General features: G+C 55.4%; 13 protein-coding genes and 1 pseudogene. 2 read left to right on the forward strand and 12 right to left on the reverse strand.

Features of this window, described 5'->3' with window-relative positions; all coding sequences use genetic code 11:
* Positions 1-124: 124 nt before the first annotated feature.
* A complete protein-coding gene (gene argA / locus AM379_RS03275; RefSeq protein ID WP_020883786.1) occupies positions 125-1,456 on the forward strand; it encodes an amino-acid N-acetyltransferase in 1,332 nt (443 codons plus the stop codon).
* 34 nt (positions 1,457-1,490) lie between these two features.
* Here the strand turns inward: argA and recD are convergent, their stop codons facing one another.
* The 12 genes from recD to rppH all read right to left on the reverse strand — a co-directional run bounded on the left by recD (position 1,491) and on the right by rppH (position 19,841).
* On the reverse strand, positions 1,491-3,311 hold the full coding sequence (gene recD, locus AM379_RS03280; protein WP_106503456.1) for an exodeoxyribonuclease V subunit alpha: 1,821 nt from the start codon (positions 3,309-3,311) through the stop codon (positions 1,491-1,493).
* On the reverse strand, positions 3,308-6,850 hold the full coding sequence (gene recB / locus AM379_RS03285) for an exodeoxyribonuclease V subunit beta (RefSeq protein WP_106503457.1): 3,543 nt from the start codon (positions 6,848-6,850) through the stop codon (positions 3,308-3,310). The genes recD and recB overlap by 4 nt, the downstream gene beginning before the upstream one ends.
* The gene (ptrA, locus tag AM379_RS03290) at positions 6,847-9,729 is read right to left on the reverse strand and encodes a pitrilysin (RefSeq protein ID WP_020883783.1); all 2,883 of its coding nucleotides are present in this window, start codon (positions 9,727-9,729) and stop codon (positions 6,847-6,849) included. The genes recB and ptrA overlap by 4 nt, the downstream gene beginning before the upstream one ends.
* A gap of 139 nt (positions 9,730-9,868) precedes the next feature.
* On the reverse strand, positions 9,869-13,243 hold the full coding sequence (gene recC / locus AM379_RS03295) for an exodeoxyribonuclease V subunit gamma (RefSeq protein ID WP_106503458.1): 3,375 nt from the start codon (positions 13,241-13,243) through the stop codon (positions 9,869-9,871).
* 12 nt (positions 13,244-13,255) lie between these two features.
* Positions 13,256-13,579, reverse strand: a complete 324-nt coding sequence (locus AM379_RS03300; protein ID WP_106503459.1) for a prepilin-type N-terminal cleavage/methylation domain-containing protein — start codon at positions 13,577-13,579, stop codon at positions 13,256-13,258.
* Complete coding sequence (locus AM379_RS03305; protein ID WP_106503460.1) at positions 13,564-13,965, reverse strand: DUF2509 family protein; 402 nt, start codon at positions 13,963-13,965, stop codon at positions 13,564-13,566. The genes AM379_RS03300 and AM379_RS03305 overlap by 16 nt, the downstream gene beginning before the upstream one ends.
* Entirely contained in the window at positions 13,962-14,522 is a 561-nt protein-coding gene (locus tag AM379_RS03310; RefSeq protein WP_106503461.1) for a prepilin peptidase-dependent protein, read from the reverse strand. Before AM379_RS03310 ends, AM379_RS03305 begins: the two co-directional genes overlap by 4 nt.
* Entirely contained in the window at positions 14,513-14,977 is a 465-nt protein-coding gene (locus tag AM379_RS03315; protein WP_032680368.1) for a prepilin peptidase-dependent protein, read from the reverse strand. The genes AM379_RS03310 and AM379_RS03315 overlap by 10 nt, the downstream gene beginning before the upstream one ends.
* 184 nt (positions 14,978-15,161) lie before the next feature.
* Entirely contained in the window at positions 15,162-15,956 is a 795-nt protein-coding gene (thyA, locus tag AM379_RS03320; RefSeq protein WP_032678890.1) for a thymidylate synthase, read from the reverse strand.
* Between the two features lie 6 nt (positions 15,957-15,962).
* Positions 15,963-16,838 (reverse strand): prolipoprotein diacylglyceryl transferase, encoded by an 876-nt coding sequence (gene lgt, locus AM379_RS03325; protein WP_014171449.1) that lies wholly within the window; start codon positions 16,836-16,838, stop codon positions 15,963-15,965.
* A 213-nt stretch (positions 16,839-17,051) separates the two neighbouring features.
* Positions 17,052-19,298, reverse strand: coding sequence for a phosphoenolpyruvate--protein phosphotransferase (ptsP, locus tag AM379_RS03330; protein ID WP_014171450.1), 2,247 nt, complete (start codon positions 19,296-19,298; stop codon positions 17,052-17,054).
* A 12-nt stretch (positions 19,299-19,310) separates the two neighbouring features.
* Positions 19,311-19,841, reverse strand: coding sequence for an RNA pyrophosphohydrolase (gene rppH, locus AM379_RS03335; protein WP_013098553.1), 531 nt, complete (start codon positions 19,839-19,841; stop codon positions 19,311-19,313).
* Between the two features lie 463 nt (positions 19,842-20,304).
* Here rppH and AM379_RS24305 point away from each other — a divergent pair.
* Positions 20,305-20,370: pseudogene (locus AM379_RS24305) on the forward strand (hypothetical protein); the annotation flags it as partial.
* Positions 20,371-20,496: the final 126 nt, after the last annotated feature.

The raw sequence follows: 20,496 nt of genomic DNA on the forward strand, positions 1-20,496 counted from the left end.
CATACGCTAACGCACGGATTACTTATCAATTTCTGTGGGTCGCAGAAAATTTAGGCTTGCACACACGGCCACAATCGAATAAAAATACAGAAATTACGAATAAACATTCATTAAGGGTTGTGTCATGGTGAAGGAACGTAGAACCGAACTGGTCCAGGGATTCCGCCATTCTGTTCCCTATATCAACGCCCATCGGGGAAAAACGTTTGTCATCATGCTCGGCGGCGAAGCCATTGAGCATGAAAACTTTTCCAGCATCGTCAATGACATTGGCCTGCTGCACAGCCTCGGGATCCGCCTGGTTGTGGTGTATGGCGCGCGCCCGCAGATTGATGCCAACCTGGCCGCGCATCACCACGAGCCGATTTACCATAAACATACCCGCGTCACGGATGCGAAAACCCTTGAGCTGGTGAAACAGGCGGCGGGTCTGCTGCAGCTGGATATCACCGCTCGCCTGTCGATGAGCCTTAACAACACACCGCTGCAGGGCGCGCACATCAACGTTGTGAGCGGCAATTTTATCATCGCTCAGCCTCTCGGCGTGGACGATGGCGTGGACTATTGCCATAGCGGACGTATTCGTCGTATCGATGAAGAGGCCATTCACCGCCAGTTGGACAGCGGTGCCATCGTGCTGATGGGGCCTGTAGCGGTGTCCGTGACCGGTGAAAGCTTTAACCTCACCTCAGAAGAGATTGCCACTCAGTTGGCCATCAAGCTGAAGGCGGAGAAAATGATTGGGTTTTGCTCTTCCCAGGGCGTCGTGAATGATGAAGGGGTGATTGTGCCAGAGCTCTTCCCGAATGAGGCCCAGGCTCGCGTGGAAGCGCTGGAAGCCGAAGGGGATTACCACTCGGGTACCGTACGTTTTTTGCGCGGTGCCGTGAAGGCCTGCCGCAGCGGCGTACGTCGTAGCCACCTGATCAGCTATCAGGAAGACGGTGCCCTGCTGCAGGAACTGTTCTCCCGCGATGGTATCGGCACCCAGATTGTGATGGAGAGCGCGGAGCAGATCCGTCGCGCCACCATCAATGATATCGGCGGAATTCTGGAGCTGATTCGCCCACTGGAACAGCAGGGCATTCTGGTTCGGCGCTCCCGCGAACAGCTGGAGATGGAGATCGACAAATTCACCATTATTCAGCGCGATAACCTGACCATTGCCTGCGCCGCCCTCTATCCGTTCCCGGAAGAGCAGATCGGAGAAATGGCCTGCGTGGCGGTGCATCCTGACTACCGGAGCTCTTCACGGGGTGAAATGCTGCTTGAGCGCGTGGCGGCTCAGGCGCGTCAGATGGGGCTGAACAAGCTGTTCGTGCTGACTACGCGCAGCATTCACTGGTTCCAGGAGCGCGGATTTACACCGGTGGACATTGAATCACTGCCGGAGAGTAAGAAAGAGATGTACAACTATCAGCGCCGGTCAAAAGTGCTGATGGCCGATCTGGGATAATACGAAGCCCTCACCACCCGGTGGGGGCTATCGCTTAAAGGGCTTCAAATATCGCGCTCAGGCCGCTTCGACGTTCCGTGCGGGTGGCAATCGCCTGTAGCAGCACACGTTCATCAGCATACAGCGACAGGCGCTGACGCGCGCGCGTAATGGCGGTATAAATCAGCTCGCGGGTAATGACGGGCGAAAGCTGTGTCGGCAGGATCAGCGCCGCATGGTTGAACTCGGAGCCCTGAGACTTATGCACCGTCATTGCCCAGGCCGTTTCATGTTCAGGCAGGCGGCTGGGCTGAACGGACTTCACGCTTCCATCCGGCATCTGGAACCAGACGCGCAGCCCCAGTCCACGATCGAGGGCAATCCCGATATCCCCGTTAAACAACCCCAGCGCGCTATCGTTGCGGGCGATCATCACCGGGCGTCCCTCATACCAGCGCGAGTGCGGGGTGCGGTGGATTTTGCGTTTCTGGCCCAGCAACTGTTCGAACCTGTCGTTCAGACCGCTTACGCCAAATGGCCCTTCCCTCAGTGCGCACAGTAGCTGATACTCGCCAAAGGCGGCGAGCGCCTGTGCCGGCGTGTATTGCTGTTGTACACCCGTCAGAAAATGCTGATACCCCTGCAGGGCGTCATCAAGCATCGCCTGATACTCTTCCCCGGTTTGCAGCGATTTTTTCTCGATATCGGTGAATTGACCGTCAAATACCGCACAGGTCGTGTGCCGGTCGCCTCTGTTCACAGCCGAAGCCAGCTGACCGATGCCCGAGTCGCTGCCGAAACGGTAGCTTTTTTGCAGCAGGCACAGGCTGTCGCGCAGCGCCCCCGCCAGGGAATGGTTTTCACTGGCGAGCGAACAGCCGGTCAGACGGGACAGCTCCTCAGCGCGTTCAGCGGTATATCCCAGGCTTGCATAAGTGCAGATATCTCCCAGCACCGCCCCGGCTTCCACCGAGGCAAGCTGGTCGCGATCGCCCAGGAAAATGACGCGGGCGTGCGCTGGCAGAGCATCAATCAACCGCGACATCATCGTCAGGTCGATCATTGACGCCTCATCCACCACCAGCACATCCAGATGCAACGGGTTACCGGCGTGATAGCGCAGACGCTGGCTTCCCGGCTGAGCGCCCAGCAGCCGGTGCAGCGTGCTGGCTTCGTTTGGGAAAAGGGCAAGCTGCTCCCCGGTGAGTGGCAACTTCTGCAGCGCACCACCTAACGACTCGGTCAGGCGTGCCGCCGCTTTGCCGGTAGGGGCCGCCAGACGAATACGGCACTTTTGCTCACCCGATAACTGAATCAGGGCGGCAAGCAGTTTGGCCACGGTGGTGGTTTTACCGGTTCCCGGGCCGCCAGAGATGACGGAGATCCGCCGTGTTAAGGCCACGGCCGCCGCCACTTTCTGCCAGTCTGTCGCCTCAACAGAGGTAAACAAGGTATCCAGCGTTTGCCGCAGTTGGGCTTCATCGCAGGGAAGAGGCGCATTGGTCTCGCTGAAAAAACGCGCGACCGCCAGTTCATTACGCCACAGTCGGTTGAGATACAAACGATCGCCCGTCAGGATCATGGGTGTCTGGCTATCGGCTGCGCTGACGGCAGGCGAACGGTGTAATACCGTCGGCCAGTCCACGGATTCTCCCAGCAGAGCAAAGCAGGACTGCAGGGCCGCGGGCATTTTCTCATCCATCGCCAGACGCGAAAGCGGCAGGCAAACGTGCCCTTCCCCTGCGTCTTTACTCAGGATGGCAGCGGCGAGCATCACGGCAGGCTCATCACCTGACACCATCATGGCGAACTGTACGTCCAGGTGGCGCAGTAGTCGCTGTTCTACCGCTTCCAGCAACAATTCCTGCATCGTCATGCCACTTCCTCCGTGTTTGCTGCAAATAAGTTATCCATTTTCTCGATCAGTGCCGCATGCGGGCGTGTGCTAAAGATGCCTGAACGCGGGTCAGCCGCATCCACACCGCGCAGGAAAAGGTAAATCACCCCACCAAAGTGCTCTTCGTAACGGTAGTCAGCAATGCGATGGCGCAGATAACGATGCAGCGCCAGAGTGTAGAGCTGGTACTGCAGATCGTAGCGATGCATTTGCATGGCGGATGCCATCGCCTGCTGGGTGTAGGCTTCGCTGTTCTCACCCAGCCAGTTTGATTTGTAATCCAGCAGGTAGTAGCGCCCTTCGTGACGGAAAACCAGGTCGATAAAGCCTTTTAACATCCCCTGCACCTGGCGGAAGTTCAGCGGCGGGCAACCGGCAGACAACGGGTCATACTCGCGGATCACCGCATCAAGCGCGTCAGCCCGCAGCGGGCTGGCGATGGGAAGGTAAAACTCCATCTCCACCTGTTTATCTTTGGCGGTCAACTGGCTAAGAGAGAGGCCCTCTGCCGTGAGCGGGGCGTGCAGAATAGCGCGGATCCACTCGGTGAGGACCGGCTGCCATTGTGCATCATAGCCCCCACTCTGTAACATCTTCAGGACCCATTCGTCAGAGACAGGCTGGGTAAAATCAAGCTCTTCAAACAGGCTATGCAAAAAGGTTCCCGGTGACGCGCCGCGTGGAAATTGATGCGGCGTAAGCGCAGGCTCAACAGGTACGCTACCGGCTCCGGCGGCATCAATATCCAGCTTTGGCATCAGGTCCTGCGCAATGCTCTGCCCGTGCTGCTGTAACCCGGAGTAGCTGGTAACGCGCCAGTCGTCGGCAATGGTGCGCAGAATCTGCCGGGCTTCCAGTTCAGATTCCCGCCAGTCCGGCATCTGCCAGCGGCTGTTATCGGGTGGCGACGGAATGTGCAGGGCAACATGCTCGCCGCACAGCGACTCGATGCACTGGCGCAATCCGGCAGCATCTTTGGGCTCGCCGAGCTGAATGAGTCGCCCCAGCGCGCTCAGGTGGAAATCGCTCTCCCCAGACTTGTCGCCACGACGGCGGAACAGCGGCGCCACGCCCAGGCTGCAGTGCCAGACCGAACGGGTCAATGCCACGTAGAGCAGGCGTAAATCTTCCGCCAGACGTTCGGCCTCGGCCAGCTCAACGCTGGACTCCGCTTTACTGAGATCGAGCACCGCGTCGAACGACTCGCGATCGTGGTAAAAGGCCTGATCCTGCACGCGGTAATTGGCGATAAACGGCAGCCAGACCAGCGGATATTCCAGGCCTTTCGACTTGTGAATCGTGACGATCTGTACCAGATGTTTATCACTCTCAAGACGCATCTGCTGGCTGGAGGCGTTGCTGTTTGGGTCGGCAATCTGTTGCGCCAGCCAGCGCACCAGAGCATGTTCGCTTTCAAGCTGCGTGCCCGCCTCCTGCAACAGCTCACTGATATGTAAAATGTCGGTCAGACGGCGTTCACCGCCTGCTGTCGCGAGCATATTCTCCGCAAGGTGTCGCTTCGCCATGAGCTCACGCACCATCGCCATCACACCGCGCTTCTGCCATCGTTCACGGTAGTGAACAAACTCTTCGACGACCGCATCCCATGCGGCTTCGTCATTATTGAGTGCATCAATGTCACGGGCGTTCAGACCGAGCATTGCGCTGGCTAGTGCGCTGCGAAGCGTACTTTCGCGCTCCGGGGACAGCACGGCCTGAAGCAGCCACAACATCTCCTGTGCTTCCAGGGTTTCAAAAACGCTGTCACGGTTTGAGAGGTACACGGACGGGATGTTCAGCAGGGTAAGCGCATCACGGATCAGCGACGCCTCCTGACGACTGCGCACCAGCACCGTGATATCAGACGCCTTCACGGGGGCTGACTCATTTTCCTTCCACAACAGCGCCTCGCCACGCGCACCAGCGCTGAGCCAGTCACGGATCTGCGCGGCACAATGCTGGGCCATGGCATTTTGATAGTCCGCGACGCCACAGCCTTCACCGTCCAGCAGCCAGAAGTTCATGGCTGGCTGCGTCACCCCGTTGAATTCGAAACGCAGCGAGCGGTTTTTTGCGGCAAACTTTACCGGCTGAAAGGGGATCTCACGGAACATAAACGCCGTATCCATGCGGCTAAACAGCGCATTGACGCTTTGCACCATGCCCGGGGAAGAGCGCCAGTTGGTATCCAGCGTATAATGCGCCTCTACCTCACTGCGGGCCTTCATGTAGGTGAAAATATCCGCACCGCGGAAGGCGTAAATGGCCTGTTTCGGATCGCCGATTAACAACAGCGCGGTGTCGGGCTGTTGTCGCCAGATGCGGCGGAAAATACGGTACTGCTGAGGATCCGTATCCTGAAATTCGTCAATCATCGCTACCGGGAAGCGGGTGCGGATCGCGCAGGCAAGGGCTTCACCGTTTTCACTGCACAGCGCCGCATCAAGGCGGCTCAGCATATCGTCAAAACCCAGTTCGCCACGGCGACGTTTCTCACGTGATACGGCTTCGCGAATTTCCGTCATGGCGCGGGTGATCATCAGGTCATTGAGCGTGAGTGGCTCAGCGAGCAGTGATTCAATCGCAACAAACAGGGGGTGCTCAGGCACAATGCCATCGGCTTTAGTCCGCTCAATCAAAAAACGCTGCGAGAATTTCTCCAGTGCGTCCGGAAGCTGATAACCGCGCGTCTCTTCCTGCGCCCAGGCGCTGATCTTCTCGATCCATTTACCCTGGTTGCCGCGGTTAAATTTACGCCTGTCGATCCCGGAGTTTTCGATGATCGCCTCAATCTCACCGACAGACTCATTCCATTTTTGCTTGAGCGCAGCAATTTTTCCGACAATCTTTTCATGACGTGAAGCCAGCGTTTCGTCTGCAGGTGGCGGGGATTTGATAACCGGCGCTTCGCCCTGAAGGTAACGGTCGATAGCGCGAAGAAGCTCTTCGGGACCTTTCCACAACGCATGGACCGCTTCAGCGATATCGCGCGATAAAGGGTAACAGTGGCGACGCCAGAAATCCGCACAGGCCTGATAGCGAAGCACAGATTCATCTTCAATTAGCTGCTGTTCAAACAGCATTCCGGATTCAAACGCATTCAGGCTCAGCATGCGCTGACAAAAACCATGAATGGTGAAAACGGACGCTTCGTCCATCTGCCGTTCCGCCAACAGCAGCCACTGGGCGGCCTGTTGCTTATCTGCAATCTCTTCAAGAAGGCTGGCGTAGAGAGGGTTATCCGTGGTCTGGCGCAGGCAGGCGATGCGCAGCTCGTGAATATTGGCACGAATACGACCGCGCAGCTCAGCGGTAGCGGCCTCGGTGAAGGTGACCACCAGCAGCTCTTCCACGCTTAACGGACGTGGAAAAGCGGCGTTACCACCAAGCCCTAACAGAAGACGCAGATAGAGCGCGGCAATGGTGAAGGTTTTTCCCGTTCCCGCTGAGGCTTCAATCAATCGTTCACCCTGTAGAGGTAAACGTAAGGGATTAAGGGGCTCAGCGGTATCGGTCATTCTTTCTTACTCCAGGGCATAGATTGCTGCAGCGCGCTGACGCTCTTCCAGATCGTCCAGCCTTTCGGGTTAACGTAGTCCGTTTTCCCGTTCTGACTACCGGAAACCTGCGACAGAATCGCCATTCCCTGCGGTTTAACTACCGCCTGGTGGAAGAAATCAGCAACCTTCTGCGGCGTCAGCTGTTTTATCTCGGCCACTACTTTATCACGCGAATCAAATTTCAGATTACCGCGATCAAAATCTTTGCTCAGTTGTGATGCTTCTTCACCCAGCGTCTGCGGCGGCTGCATCACCTGCGCGATGACGGCCTGCTGAATCTGAGCAAACTCCTCCGGCTTCATCGCCCGCAGCTTCGCTTCCGCCTGTGGGAAGAATGCCTGATAACGCTGCCAGAGATAAGCAGGCTGTTTATCACTGCTTTGCAGCAGGAAGCCCAGCCCCCACTGGCGACCTACGTTCATGGAGAAGGCAAAGACCGCGTAACCAAGCTGCTCTTCTGTACGCAGCTGGTTGTAGAACCACGGCTGAATAATCTGCCCCAGCACCGCACTCTGCGCGGTACTGGTGAATTCATCATAACCCGTGGGTACAAACACAGCGGCCAGGGCAGAATCCGTGCTGTTACCCGCCTTTTCAAAAATCACATTCTGTTTTTTCTCAACCAGTACGTCCTGATTGCGGCACCACTCATCGCCCTTCGAACCAAGCTGCGTACGGACATTTTCTGCCAGTGTTTTAGCCTGTACGTCACTCATGTTTCCGACGATAAGGAACTCCGGACGCGTGTTCGTTTTCAGCGCATCACGATACGCCAGCACATCTTTTAAGGTGATAGAGGGCAGTAGCGCCCGGCGATCTTCGCGCTGGAAATAGGGAATTTGCGAAAGCATTTGCGTCGGCATGAGCGCCAGGTCATACGCTTTACCCTTCTCGGCAGAATCCATCATCTGCGCATACCAGGATTTGGCCTGCTCAAGTTGCTCTTCCGTCGGGGTATAGCTGAAATAACCTTCCAGTAACGCCTGGAACAGCTGCGGCAGACGCTGGGTGTAGCCGTTGGCATTGACCATCAGACCGTTATTGGCGTTGGTCGAGAAGCTTATCCCGCCGACGGCCGCCTGATTGCTAAGCTGATCGAGTGCGATACCGGCAAGATAGTCATTGAGCGCAAACATCACCTGATTTTTAGCGCTGTTCATTGCTTTTGGGTTACGCAGAACCACGCTCACATCGGCTTTCGGTTCACTCGCGAAATAGCGGCTTGGCGTATACACCACGCGCAGCGTCGGCTCATCAACGATAAGTTCCGGGTGCGGATAGGCTTTCGTGGTTTTAATCAGCGAGAAATCATCCGGAATGTAGGGGTTCAGCTCCGGCAATTTAAGCGCGATCTCACCGGCCTTTTTCTGCCAGTCGGCGAAGGTCTGGTCACTGATTTTATCCACCTGATAAGGGGCATCGACAAAATAGGCCATTTTGTTATGCGGTTCGTTCGGGCTGATATACCAGACGCGGGCATTCTGCGGCGTCATCATCGCCAGGCGGGCTTTTACCGCGTCGGCGTCATACTGGTCGGCAATATTGACCGCGTCGAGGGTATGTTCCACCGGTACACGGATCATGGTATCTGCCAGCCACTCAACGTAATCCATGTCGCGGGTAATGGACGGATAACGGAAATCGAGATCCAGCACGTGCGCCAGTTCATCAAAGTAACGTTTATCGACGCCTTTATCGCGTAGCAAAGAGAGGTAGCTGAAGATAGCCGCCACGACGTCATCACGGTGAGCCAGACCTTTGTCAGTCAGGGTGGCGGAGATCGCCAGCACGCCGCTGTTGCCGTTCACAACCGGATCGGAGTCGGCACGGATACCTTCCACCAGCCCTTGTTTTTGCAGCCAGTCAGAAAGTGTTCCCGGGCTACGGTTGCCAATCAGGTAGGTGACCAGTTCATCGGTTTTGCTGCGAAACTGCGCCGTATTGTTATCAATGCGGAACTCAACGCGCAACACTTTACGCGGCAGTGCAGGAACGTAGTGGATAACGATCCCTTTTTGCGCGTCCGTGACCACAGGAACGTTTATCTGCGGCAGGTCGATATTTTTATTCGGTACCCGGCCAAACGTCTGTGCCGCCATGCTTGCCAGCTCAGGCAACGGTTTGTTGCTGTAGATGACCGCTTTCATCAGATTGGCGGAGTAGTATTTATCGCGAAAGGCATGCAGGGCATCCAGCACCGGGCTGTTCGGTTTATCGCTCAGCGTCTCCAGGTTACCACCGGAAAAACGCGATCCCGGGTGCGCCGGGTTAATGGTTTCTGCACTCACCTGCGCCATGCGCATCCCGTCTCGCGTACGGGCAAGGGTCAGTTCAGCATTAACGGCATTGCGTTCGCGGTCAGCGTATTTTTTATCCAGCAGGGGAGCCGCGATAGAATCCGCCAGACGATCCACTGCACCTCCCAGCGCATCATTCTCAACTTCGAGATAGAAGGCTGTACGGTACGGCGCCGTGCTGGCGTTGTGGCTGCCGCCATGCATTTTGAGAAATTCGGACAGGCTATCTGGCTGTGGGTATTTTTTGGAACCCATAAGCGTCATATGTTCCAGATAGTGTGCAAGCCCAGGGTGGGCTTCCGGATCTTCCAGCGACCCAACCGGCACCACCAGTGCCGACAGGGATTTTACCGCCTGCGGATCGGAAACCAGCAGCACAGTCATCCCGTTATCAAGGCGAATAGCCTGATACTGACGGGTATCTTTTTCGCTCTTACGGATAGTTTCCTGAATGGGTTGCCAACCGGAGCCTGCCTGAGTGAAAGGTGCCCAAAGGGCGACAAACAAAACAAACGCTTTGAACAAGGTGCTGCCTGGCATTACGACCTCTTTATCACGGCTACATCATTAACAAACTGCGTGCTGGACTCACCAACATCTCTTTCTTTGGGTACATCAGTCCGTGATAAGAAGTGCATCATAAATGAACACCCCATGCTGCGCAATTTTTATACAGCACTCAGGACTGATTAAATTTGAACAACGGTAACAGGTAGCGTTGTGCTTCTTCCGTGATAGCCTCGAAGTATTCAGGCTCAAGCGTTCGCCATAAACGTTGATACCAGACATCCTCACCTTCGCCGTGCACCATCATGTTACCTTCATACGCCTGCATGAATTTACTCCGTGCTTTCTGCAGTGAAGCGTCATCCGTTAACATGGCATCATTCTGTGCGTCATAACAAGCTTTTATCCAGGCGCCACCACTCTCGGGCAGTAGCAGGAGCGGTTTATTCATTCCCCGCAGATAGCCTTCAACGTACAAGGATAAATAACGTAACGCCTGCTCTGCGTCCATCGGCGGAAAGCGCCATTCACCCTCTTTGCGGACAAAAATACGGCTTTCGCCTTTATGGCCGCCAGCACTGTAGACAAGATGTTCGAGCCAGAGTTGCAAACCTTGTGAAACGCTAAGCATGGAAGGACGCCACCGCAGGAGCCCATCCGGCTGTACCTGAGTTAGCCAGCCCGTGAGCTGCACACCCTGGCAGTTGAGATCGATTTCAAGACTGGTTCCGGGTTGCCGGCATTCCCTCACGCGTTCTGCCAGAGCTTCCATCTCCTGGCGCTGCGCCTCCCAGACAATTTCTCCGAACGCCCCGTAGGGTAACTGCCCCGCAGCACGGTAGCGGCGGTAAAGCTTGTCGGCATCTTCCTCTTCAACCAGCGCGTTCAGCAGCTGCAGGTTTAGCTGATACCGCTCCAGCCCTTCCAGCGTAAATGGCTCTGCATCAGGAATTTCACTCTCTTCAGAACGGAAATTGACCTGCAACCGTTGCTGGAAGAAAGCGCGTACCGGATGCCCCCAAAACCGCTGAAGCTGTTCAAAGGTCAGGGTGTCTATCGGGCGAGGATCAAGCTCCTGAATGAAATCGGTATGCGCTCTCCCCTCTTTTTTCGCCGCAGGCAGCCATTCGTGGGCATAGCTCTGATGATCGCTGACCACGTAGTTCACCGGGTCAAACGGCATGCGGCTATGGAAGCGGGTGATATGCGCCTTCACTCGCTGCGCGCTTTCATCACAGTTACGGGCTTCATCCCCCGCCAGATAGTGGCTCTGCCCGATATAATCCACCAGTTCCTGCACCAGAACAGAAGGAAAGCGCTCGCTGTTGTCCTGGATAGAGCGGCCGATATAGCTGATATACAGCTGACGTTGAGCCGAAATGAGCGCCTCAAGGAAGAGATAGCGGTCATCGTCACGACGGCTACGATCGCCCCGCTTTGGATTCGCACTCATCAGATCAAAACCTAGCGGCGCCAGGGCGCGTGGGTATATACCGTCATTCATTCCGAGCAGGCACACCACTTTGAACGGGATAGAACGCATTGGCATCAGGGTGCAAATATTGATTGGGCCTGCCAGGAAACGCTGGCTAATTCGCTCCTGATCGAGCCGTTGCGTCAGCTCATCGCGCAGCAATGACAACGGGATAGCCTCGTTATAGTGGGAACTCACGCCCTCTTCGACGATTGCCTGCCACTGCGTTTCAATGAGCGCCATAGCGGCTTCGGTATCACTGTCCGGCAAGAAGAAATCATTGAGCAATGCCCTGCAAACCGGGAGCCACGCATCCAGCGGACGCGGCTGCATCAACTCAAGCCGCCAGCGGTTAAGTTGCATCAGCAGGGAAGCTAAATGACCGACCAGTTCAGCGATCAACCCGCTGGACTCATCGTAGGGCAGGACTTCATTCCACTCGCCCTGGCTGCTTTCCATCGCATAGCCCAGCAGCATACGTGTCAGGCCAAACCGCCAGGTGTGCTGGCCGGTAGGAGGAAGCTCGAACGCCTGAACGTTGTCATCATCAATGCCCCAGCGTACGCCGGACTCGTTAACCCACTGACGAAGGTAACGCAGCCCCTCTTCATTAATATTGAAACGTGCGGCTAGGACTGGGACATCCAGTAATGCCAGGACATCTTCGGAGATAAACCGGCTATCCGGTAATGAAAGCAAAGTAATAAAGGCCTGCAAGGCCGGATGAGACTGGCGGGCCCGTCGGTCAGAAATGGCGTACGGCAGGTAGCGTTCACCCGTCGCACTCCCAAAAACAGCCTGAATAAAGGGACTGTAACTGTCGATATCCGCCACCATCACCACAATGTCACGTGGCGTCAGCTCAGGATCGTCCTGCAACATCGCCAGCAGTTGATCGTGAAGGACTTCAACCTCGCGCTGCGGGCTGTGGCAAACGTGGATCGTGACGCTGCGATCGTCGCCGTCCAGCTTGCGCTTACTGTCGCTGCGTTCAAATTCTTTCGCCGTAACACCCATGACGGCGCGGTTTTCGAGATCCAGAATGTCGAGCTGAATATTATGCAGCAGGCTATCCGGAGCGATCTCGACGAAGGCATCCACATCCCCTTCGCCTGACGACGTGATGTCTGAGAGCATGTGAATGTAGTCACGGCCCAGCTTTCCCCAAGAGGCAAGCAGCGGGTTTGGCAGGTTTTGAATGCCGTGCTCATCAAAGAGCTGTGCGGCAGACGCGCTGTCTTTAAACAGTGGCACGGTACGCTCTTCAAACAGGCGTCGTCTCTGGCGAGACACCAGCCGCGAAAGCCAGCGTTCATCCTGAATGTCGCCCCAGTACTGGCGACACGGATTGGTAAAGAGGATATGTATGTCGATGTGTTTACCCAGCGCACTCAGCGCCTGCAAATACACCGGTGGCAATGCCGAGATGCCGCAGATAAACACGCGAGAGGGCAGCCGGGCTGGTCGCTCAGCGCTGTTTTCCAGTATGGAGATAAACCGCTGGTAGAGGTTTGCACGGTGCCACTTCGGCTGGCCAAGTTTCTCAGTGTGTTCCACCAGCGCTTTCCAGAGCGGCGCCTGCCAGACTTGCGCCTCCGGTAACCCGTCGACCCGCTCGCCCGCTTCCCAGCGAGTCAGCCATTCCGGGCGATACACCAGATACTGGTCATAGAGATCGGCGGTGCGCGATGCCAGCTGGAACAGCTTGCGTTTATCGGTGTCGTCATTGAGGTAGTGGCGCAGCATGACGAATTCATCATGCTGCAGCATGTCCGGCAACAATGCCATCAGCTTCCAGCTCATGCTTTGCTTGTTGAAGGCACTCTGTTCCGGGATGTCCGGCAACACGCGGACAAACATCTCCCAGATAAAACTCGCGGGCAGCGGGAAATCGATATTTGCGGCAATGCCGAATTTACGCGAAAGCGACATCTGCAGCCACTGCGCCATACCGGTGCTCTGCACCAGCACCATTTCTGGCTCAAAAGGATCGTCAAGCCGCTCGCGCTCAACGATAAATTCCATCAGCGCTTCCAGCACATCCAGACGATTTGAGTGGTAGACCCTTAACATAGACGCTCCCGACTACTGGCTAACCGGGCAATGCAGACGCGTTATCTCGCCGCGCCGCCCCAGAGGAGAAATAAGTGTAACCGTGATGCTGACACATCCAGAGAGTGTTGTCTGCCCCCGACTGACCTGCCAGCCTGCCGGGAGAGCAATTGTTGAAAGCTGAGACTGATTCCAGGCATGGTGCCAGAGCTGACGATACTGATTAAACATGGAGAACCGCGTCGCCAGTGCCCGCTGATAACCCGACAGTGCCGTGACGATCATCACCAGCAGCATCATCGCCAGTAATACCTCAACCATGCTAAAGCCTTTTTCTCTGCTCACGGCAGCTGGCATAACGCATTCTCCTTAAGCGGACAAAAATCACTCCAGCCGTGTGGCGAGAAATAGATCTTACCGTCGATGATTTCGCCTCTGCGCCATAGCAGCAGGTCATCACTCCCGGCGATAAGCAGCACACGCGTTTCATTCAGTAGCCGCAGGCAAACTCGCCATGCCGATACCTTTTTGCACTGGATCTCAGGCTCAGACAACCAGCTCTGAACGCGTCCCCATTCAAGCGCTGACTGCACGGATGCCTGCTGTTGAACCGAGCGGCTCTCACCGCCCACCAGTGCGCTAAACGTGGTCAGCTGCTGATTGAGGCCGGTGAGGATCAGCGTGCCCAACACCAGTAAAAGTAATACCAGCGCCAGCGAGGACATTCCGCGTTGCCGGTTCACAGGTTGTACCCCGTGACGCCATAAAAAGCCTGACAGGGCGCCCCCTGCTCGCCCTGACGAAGGGCGGTCATTTCAATATTCAACTGGGGGGCAAACCCCGCATGCTCAACTTGACTCACCACAAAGTGCTGGATGAGAAGCCTGTTGGGGTCAGTGAGTTTCTCCCATCCTTTACCCTCACATGAGGTCGCCCCATGCAGGGTCTCCAGTGCACCTGATTCCAGACGAAAACCTGTACTGTCGTTTTCCGAAGACGAGCTATCCCAGTTACCGTTACTGTTTGCATCCCACCGTACAATGACACAGCGACCTTGCCTGCCGATCGTCAGTCCCTGCCCCGCACAGTTTCCGGCGCAATACCCCGCACGCTGAAGCTGTTTGCCGAGGGAAAAAAGGCGTTGCCACACCTCCTCCTCAAGCTCCCGCTGACCGGATTGCTGTAAAACAGCCCGCTGCAAGCCCGGTAAAAAGCGCGAGGCGCTTATCAGTACAAGACTGCTGATCGCCGTGGCAATCAGAACTTCCATCAGTGAGAAACCCTGCTGGTTTAGGGACATGAACCTTCTCCTGTGACATTGCACATCCTGATTCGCCCTCCATTCGAGACAATGACGAGCCATTCTCCTGCACGACTTTGCAGGCGTATTCGCCCTGCCCATGCCGTATCCCTGAGTCCATAGAAGCCAAATAACGGCGTTATTTCACTTACCGTGACCTCCGGCCACAGGGGAATAAATACAAACGGACTGCCCTTATCACAGCCCTGCACGAATGCGCTCATCAGACAGGTGACGCCCCTGTCGCGTCGCAGTGTGACCTGGTGGTCACGGTTGTGCCGGTTTGCGTCATTACGCAGAAAGACCAGGTAATCACGCACCTGCCCGGCAGTTTGCCAGAGCCGTTGCTGCCGTTGCCAGTTGTCCCAGCCGTATAGCCCGGAGGCGCTGAGAATGACCACCAGCGAGATAGCCACCAGGGTTTCGATAAGCGTAAAACCGTTCTCTTTTTTCATGCCGGGAGTGTGGCGAAATGGCCTGGAATTGACGAGCTACGGATGACCGTTTTACGAGCCCTTATCAAGGAAAGTTAAACGGTTGCAGCGCGTTGCATACGTTCTGGATAACGCGTCGGAAAGCGGGAAGAAGGCGAAAAAAAACCGGCGCTAAACAGCACCGGTTATGTCACGATTGACGGCCTCAGATAGCGACGGGCGCTTTGATGCCTGGATGAGGGTCATAACCCTCAATCTCAAAATCGTCAAAGCGGTAATCAAAAATGGATTCCGGTTTGCGTTTGATAATCAACTTAGGCAAGGCGCGCGGTTCGCGGGTCAACTGGAGATGCGTCTGTTCCATATGGTTGCTGTAGAGATGGGTATCCCCACCGGTCCAGACGAAATCGCCCACGTCCAGATCGCACTGCTGCGCCATCATATGCACTAACAGCGCATAGCTGGCAATGTTGAACGGCAGGCCGAGGAACACGTCGCAGGAGCGCTGATAGAGCTGGCAGGAGAGCTTGCCGTCTGCCACATAAAACTGGAAGAACGCATGGCACGGTGCCAGCGCCATTTTATCCAGCTCGCCGACGTTCCAGGCGGAAACGATAATACGGCGCGAGTCCGGATCGTTTTTCAGCTGGTTCATCACGGTGGTGATCTGGTCAATATGGCGGCCATCCGGCGTAGGCCATGCGCGCCACTGCTTACCGTACACCGGGCCCAGGTTGCCGTTTTGATCTGCCCATTCGTCCCAGATAGAGACGTTGTTTTCATGCAGATACGCAACGTTGGTATCGCCTTGCAGGAACCAAAGCAGTTCATGAATGATCGAGCGCAGGTGGCAGCGCTTTGTCGTTACCAGCGGAAAACCTTCCTGCAGATTGAAGCGCATCTGGTGGCCAAAAATGGAGAGCGTGCCGGTACCGGTACGGTCATTTTTCGGCGTGCCCTCATCGAGCACTTTTTTCATCAGTTCAAGATACTGTTTCATGGTTCCTCAGGAAAGTTGTTGCTGTGGACGACGACGATACGCCCAAATCATCATAATGACACCCGCGACAATCATCGGAATGGAGAGGATCTGCCCCATGCTGATGTACTGTACCCATTCGCCGGTGAACTGTGCATCCGGCTGGCGGAAGAACTCGACGATGATACGGAATGCACCGTAGCCAATCAGGAACAGACCGGAGACAGACCCCATCGGACGCGGTTTACGGATAAACAGATTCAGGATGATAAACAGCACCACACCTTCCAGCGCCAGCTCGTAAAGCTGAGACATGTGGCGCGGCAGAACACCGTAAGTATCGAACAGGGATTGCCACTCAGGATGAGACGGCAGCAGCGCCATGTCCTCTGCACGCGAGCCCGGGAATAGCATGGTAAAGGAGACACTCGGGTCGACACGCCCCCAGAGCTCACCATTGATAAAGTTGCCCAGACGTCCTGCTCCCAGACCAAACGGGATCAGTGGCGCGATAAAATCTGACACCTGGAAGAAGTTGCGTTTGGTGCGTTTGGCAAAAATCACCATCACCAGGATCACACCAATCAGCCCGCCGTGGAAGGACATGCCGCCATCCCAGACGCGGAACAGGTAGAGTGGATCGTTCAGGAATACCGGGAGGTTATAGAACAGAACATAGCCAATACGGCCGCCCAGGAACACGCCAAGGAAGCCTGCATACAGCAGGTTCTCGACTTCGTTTTTGGTCCAGCCACTGCCGGGACGACTGGCGCGACGGCCAGCAAGCCACATGGCAAAAATGAAGCCGACCAGGTACATCAGACCGTACCAGTGAAGCGAAACAGGTCCTATTGAGAAAATGACCGGATCAAATTCCGGAAAATGCAGATAACCACTGTTCATCTGTCACCACAAGATGTTGTTATTCCGCTGAAAGTGGACAGCGGTAGAAATGCGATTCTGCTGTTAGCAGAGGCTCCAAAGTTGCGAATCATAGCATAAGGCGGACGCGGAGGATGCGCCAGAGATGTAAAAGATGTGTATAGAGGAGGGTGTTATATCCTCACCGCCGCCCTGTCACAAAGGACGAGGACGGAGTAAGGGGAAAAGTACGTATTAGCGACCGCCGCGAATCAGGCCGCCCATACCGCGTCGTTCCATGAAAGCAGCCACCTGATGACGCACTTCGGCGGCCAGCTGCGCTTCAAGACTGCGTTCAGCCAGCTCGCGGGCATCCTCAATATCGATATGCCGCAGCAGGTACTTCACGCGGGCAACCGCACGGCCGTTCATGGAGAGGTGGCGGTATCCCAGCCCAATCAGGATTGCAACGCACATCGAATCTCCGGCCATTTCACCACACAGGCGCAAATCAATATCGTGCTGTTCGGCTTCTCGCGCGATCATCGCTAACGCCCGGATCATCGCAGGGTGCAGGCTGTCATAGATGCTGGCAACACGCGTGTTGTTACGGTCGACGGCCAGAATATACTGCGTCAGGTCATTGGTACCGACCGAGATAAAGTCGACACGGTTAGCCAGCTGCGGCAGCATAAAGACCATTGACGGCACTTCAAGCATCACCCCAATTCGTGGTTTGGGGATCGCATAGCCAATCATCTCTTCGACTTCACGACCGGCACGCTCAATCAGACGCCGCGCCTCGTCAATCTCATCAATGCTGGTGACCATCGGCAGTAAAATGCTGAGGTTACCCGTCGCCGCATTCGCGCGCAGCATGGCACGCACCTGGATCAGGAAGATCTCAGGCTGATCGAGCGTAATGCGTATCCCACGCCAGCCCAGGCACGGGTTTTCTTCACTGATCGGCATGTACGGCAGCTGTTTATCTGCCCCGACATCAAGGGTGCGCAGGGTGACCGGTTTGTCGTTAAACATCTGCAGCATGCCCTGATACTGCGCGACCTGCTCCTCTTCAGAGGGAAAGCCACTTTGCAACATGAACGGGATTTCGGTGCGGTATAAGCCGATACCGTCGATGCGGCTGCCAAGCTTCTCTTCATGCTCGGGGCTTAAACCTGCGTTGAGCATGACTTTGATTCGCTCGCCGCTTTTGAGCTGCGCGGGCAGATTAACGTCATCCTCTGCCAGCTTGCTTAATTCATTCTCTTCGCTGATAAGGCGCTGGTATTCCTGAAGCAGAACCGGCTCAGGATCAACCAACAGCTCACCGCGATAACCGTCGACCACCAGGGTGCGTCGGTGCAGCACCGATGGCTGGATATCCGCCCCCATAACGGTGGGAATTCCCAGCGCGCGCACCATAATGGCCGCGTGCGAGTTCGCCGCGCCATCGCGTACCACCACGCCCGCCAGGCGGTCATGAGGCAGTTCAGCCAGCGTTGTCGCGGAGAGTTCATCGGCAACCAGCACAAAACGTTTTGGCCAGGCATTCGCGCCCTGAATAGTGTCATCAAGATGGAACAGTAAACGCTGCCCCAGGGCGCGTAAATCACCGGCCCGCTCTTTCAGGTAACCGTCGGTCAGTGCCGCAAACTGCTCGGCAAATTTTTCGATGACCTTTTTAACCGCCCACTCCGCAACCGCACCTTTGTCGACTTCGTCAAAAAGCTCGCGGCGCAGACGTGCATCGGAGAGAAGGTGCGAGTAGAGGTCAAAAATGGCCGCCGTCTCTTTTTGCGCACCAGCGGCAAAGCGCTTGCTGTAGCGACGAAACTCATTCGACGCCTCTTCCAGTGCGGCAGTGAGACGCTCGCGCTCAAGCGCTTCATCAAGCGTTGAGGCTTCGTACACTTGCTCCATCAACGGCAGGGTGGCATCCATCCAGCCTTCGGCGATAGCGACGCCCGGCGACGCCGGAAGCGCGCGAATACGCGTATGGCGGTACTGACCAAACAGTGCCGTCAACTGGGACTGGGAGAGGATCGCGGCCATCTGCGTGGCCAGCGTGACGAGGAAAGACTCTTCGCTTTCATCGTACTGACGCAACTCACGCTGCTGTACCACCAGCACACCAAGCAGTTGACGGCGCTGAATAATCGGCACGCCCAGGAAGGCGCGGAAACGATCTTCTTTTACGGAGGGGATATATTTAAAGCTGGGGTGTTTTTGCGCGTCGGCAAGGTTGATAGGTTCGGCGAGTCGCCCAACCAGACCAACGATACCTTCATCAAACGCGAGCGTTACGGTGCGTCCACGTGGCTTTTTCAAACCACGGGTCGCCATCAGGTAATAGCAACGCCGATCATGGTCGGCCAGATACACCGAACAGACTTCGGTCTCCATCGCAAGACAGATGTCGGTAACCAGAATGTTCAGCGCCTCATTCAGACGCGGCGCACTGGCCACCTTCTCGACTATTTCTCGCAAGCGGGTGAGCATGATTTGCGTAGCTTAACCTCTTTTACGTCGCCAGGCAGGTGCGCTCTGCGGCTTAGGCGGGATCTCCTGAAGCTGCATGACAACACTTGCGAACTCTTTCATCACCCTACGGTAAACATCGCGTTTAAATGACACGACCTGACGAACAGGATACCAATAGCTCACCCAACGCCAGCCATCAAACTCCGGCGTACTGCTGGTTTGCATATTGATATCTGAATCGTTGCCCACCAACTGCAGTAGAAACCATTTTTGTTTCTGGCCGATACAAACCGGCTTTGTGTCCCAACGCACCAAACGTTTCGGTAACTTGTAACGCAACCAGTTGCGGGTCGAAGCCAGGATGCGAACATCTTTTCGGCTTAAACCAACCTCTTCAAACAGCTCCCGGTACATCGCTTGTTCTGGGGACTCTCCCGGGTTGATCCCGCCTTGCGGGAACTGCCAGGAGTGCTGACCATATCGACGGGCCCACATCACCTGGCCCTGACGATTACAAATTACTATTCCTACGTTCGGGCGGTAGCCATCGTCATCAATCACCGGACTACCCCAAACTAAACCTTATATATGAATGATTGTTTCACACTACAGGGAGGCGGTAAACCACTCTCTTACAGGGCTGCAACCTAATAACATTTGAATAACTCACAAATACAGGCAGAGTTATAAACAGATGAGCGGCTCTGAGGGGAATTTTATTCACCTTTTCTGTGGATATAGTTGTGAAGAAGTGTCTGATTACCGATGAACAACCTCAGCCGCCGTCAATCCCTCTCCATTACCGAAAGAAAATAAAATCATTATTTTCATAAAGTTAATCACAATAAAACCAACCCACACTGCTTAAGCGTGACGATCGTCACATCAGGGATCGTTGTGCTGATGAAAGATCGAACAGCGTCGGTTTTATCCACAGATTGTGCCAATAAGTTAGGCACAATTTGTTTGAAAATTGGATTTTCGTCGCACGTCAAGGCTGTAAATTGAAACAGTAGTCAGGGTTATGCCCAGTTATCCCACTTTTCTGTGGATAACATGGTGTAAGATCCTGTTCATTGTCAGTGACCAGAATTGAACAACCGAATTTTTGTCCTTTGCCATCCATTTTTAGCGTGCTAAAAAAACCTATAAATCATACACATGGCATATTCGTACAGAAAAAGTTAAACTCTATCCACAGGGGACAATTTCTTAG

The organism is Enterobacter cloacae complex sp. FDA-CDC-AR_0132, from assembly GCF_003010695.1.
Taxonomy (GTDB): domain Bacteria; phylum Pseudomonadota; class Gammaproteobacteria; order Enterobacterales; family Enterobacteriaceae; genus Enterobacter; species Enterobacter ludwigii.

Coding starts and splice junctions, on each gene's coding strand:
- AM379_RS03300 (WP_106503459.1), bottom strand. CDS start 13,579: ATGCCAGCTGCCGTGAGCAGAGAAAAAGGCTTTAGCATGGTTGAGGTA.
- ptsP (WP_014171450.1), bottom strand. CDS start 19,298: ATGCTCACCCGCTTGCGAGAAATAGTCGAGAAGGTGGCCAGTGCGCCG.
- lgt (WP_014171449.1), bottom strand. CDS start 16,838: ATGAACAGTGGTTATCTGCATTTTCCGGAATTTGATCCGGTCATTTTC.
- thyA (WP_032678890.1), bottom strand. CDS start 15,956: ATGAAACAGTATCTTGAACTGATGAAAAAAGTGCTCGATGAGGGCACG.
- recC (WP_106503458.1), bottom strand. CDS start 13,243: ATGTTAAGGGTCTACCACTCAAATCGTCTGGATGTGCTGGAAGCGCTG.
- AM379_RS03315 (WP_032680368.1), bottom strand. CDS start 14,977: ATGAAAAAAGAGAACGGTTTTACGCTTATCGAAACCCTGGTGGCTATC.
- recB (WP_106503457.1), bottom strand. CDS start 6,850: ATGACCGATACCGCTGAGCCCCTTAATCCCTTACGTTTACCTCTACAG.
- recD (WP_106503456.1), bottom strand. CDS start 3,311: ATGACGATGCAGGAATTGTTGCTGGAAGCGGTAGAACAGCGACTACTG.
- argA (WP_020883786.1), top strand. CDS start 125: ATGGTGAAGGAACGTAGAACCGAACTGGTCCAGGGATTCCGCCATTCT.
- ptrA (WP_020883783.1), bottom strand. CDS start 9,729: ATGCCAGGCAGCACCTTGTTCAAAGCGTTTGTTTTGTTTGTCGCCCTT.
- AM379_RS03310 (WP_106503461.1), bottom strand. CDS start 14,522: ATGTCCCTAAACCAGCAGGGTTTCTCACTGATGGAAGTTCTGATTGCC.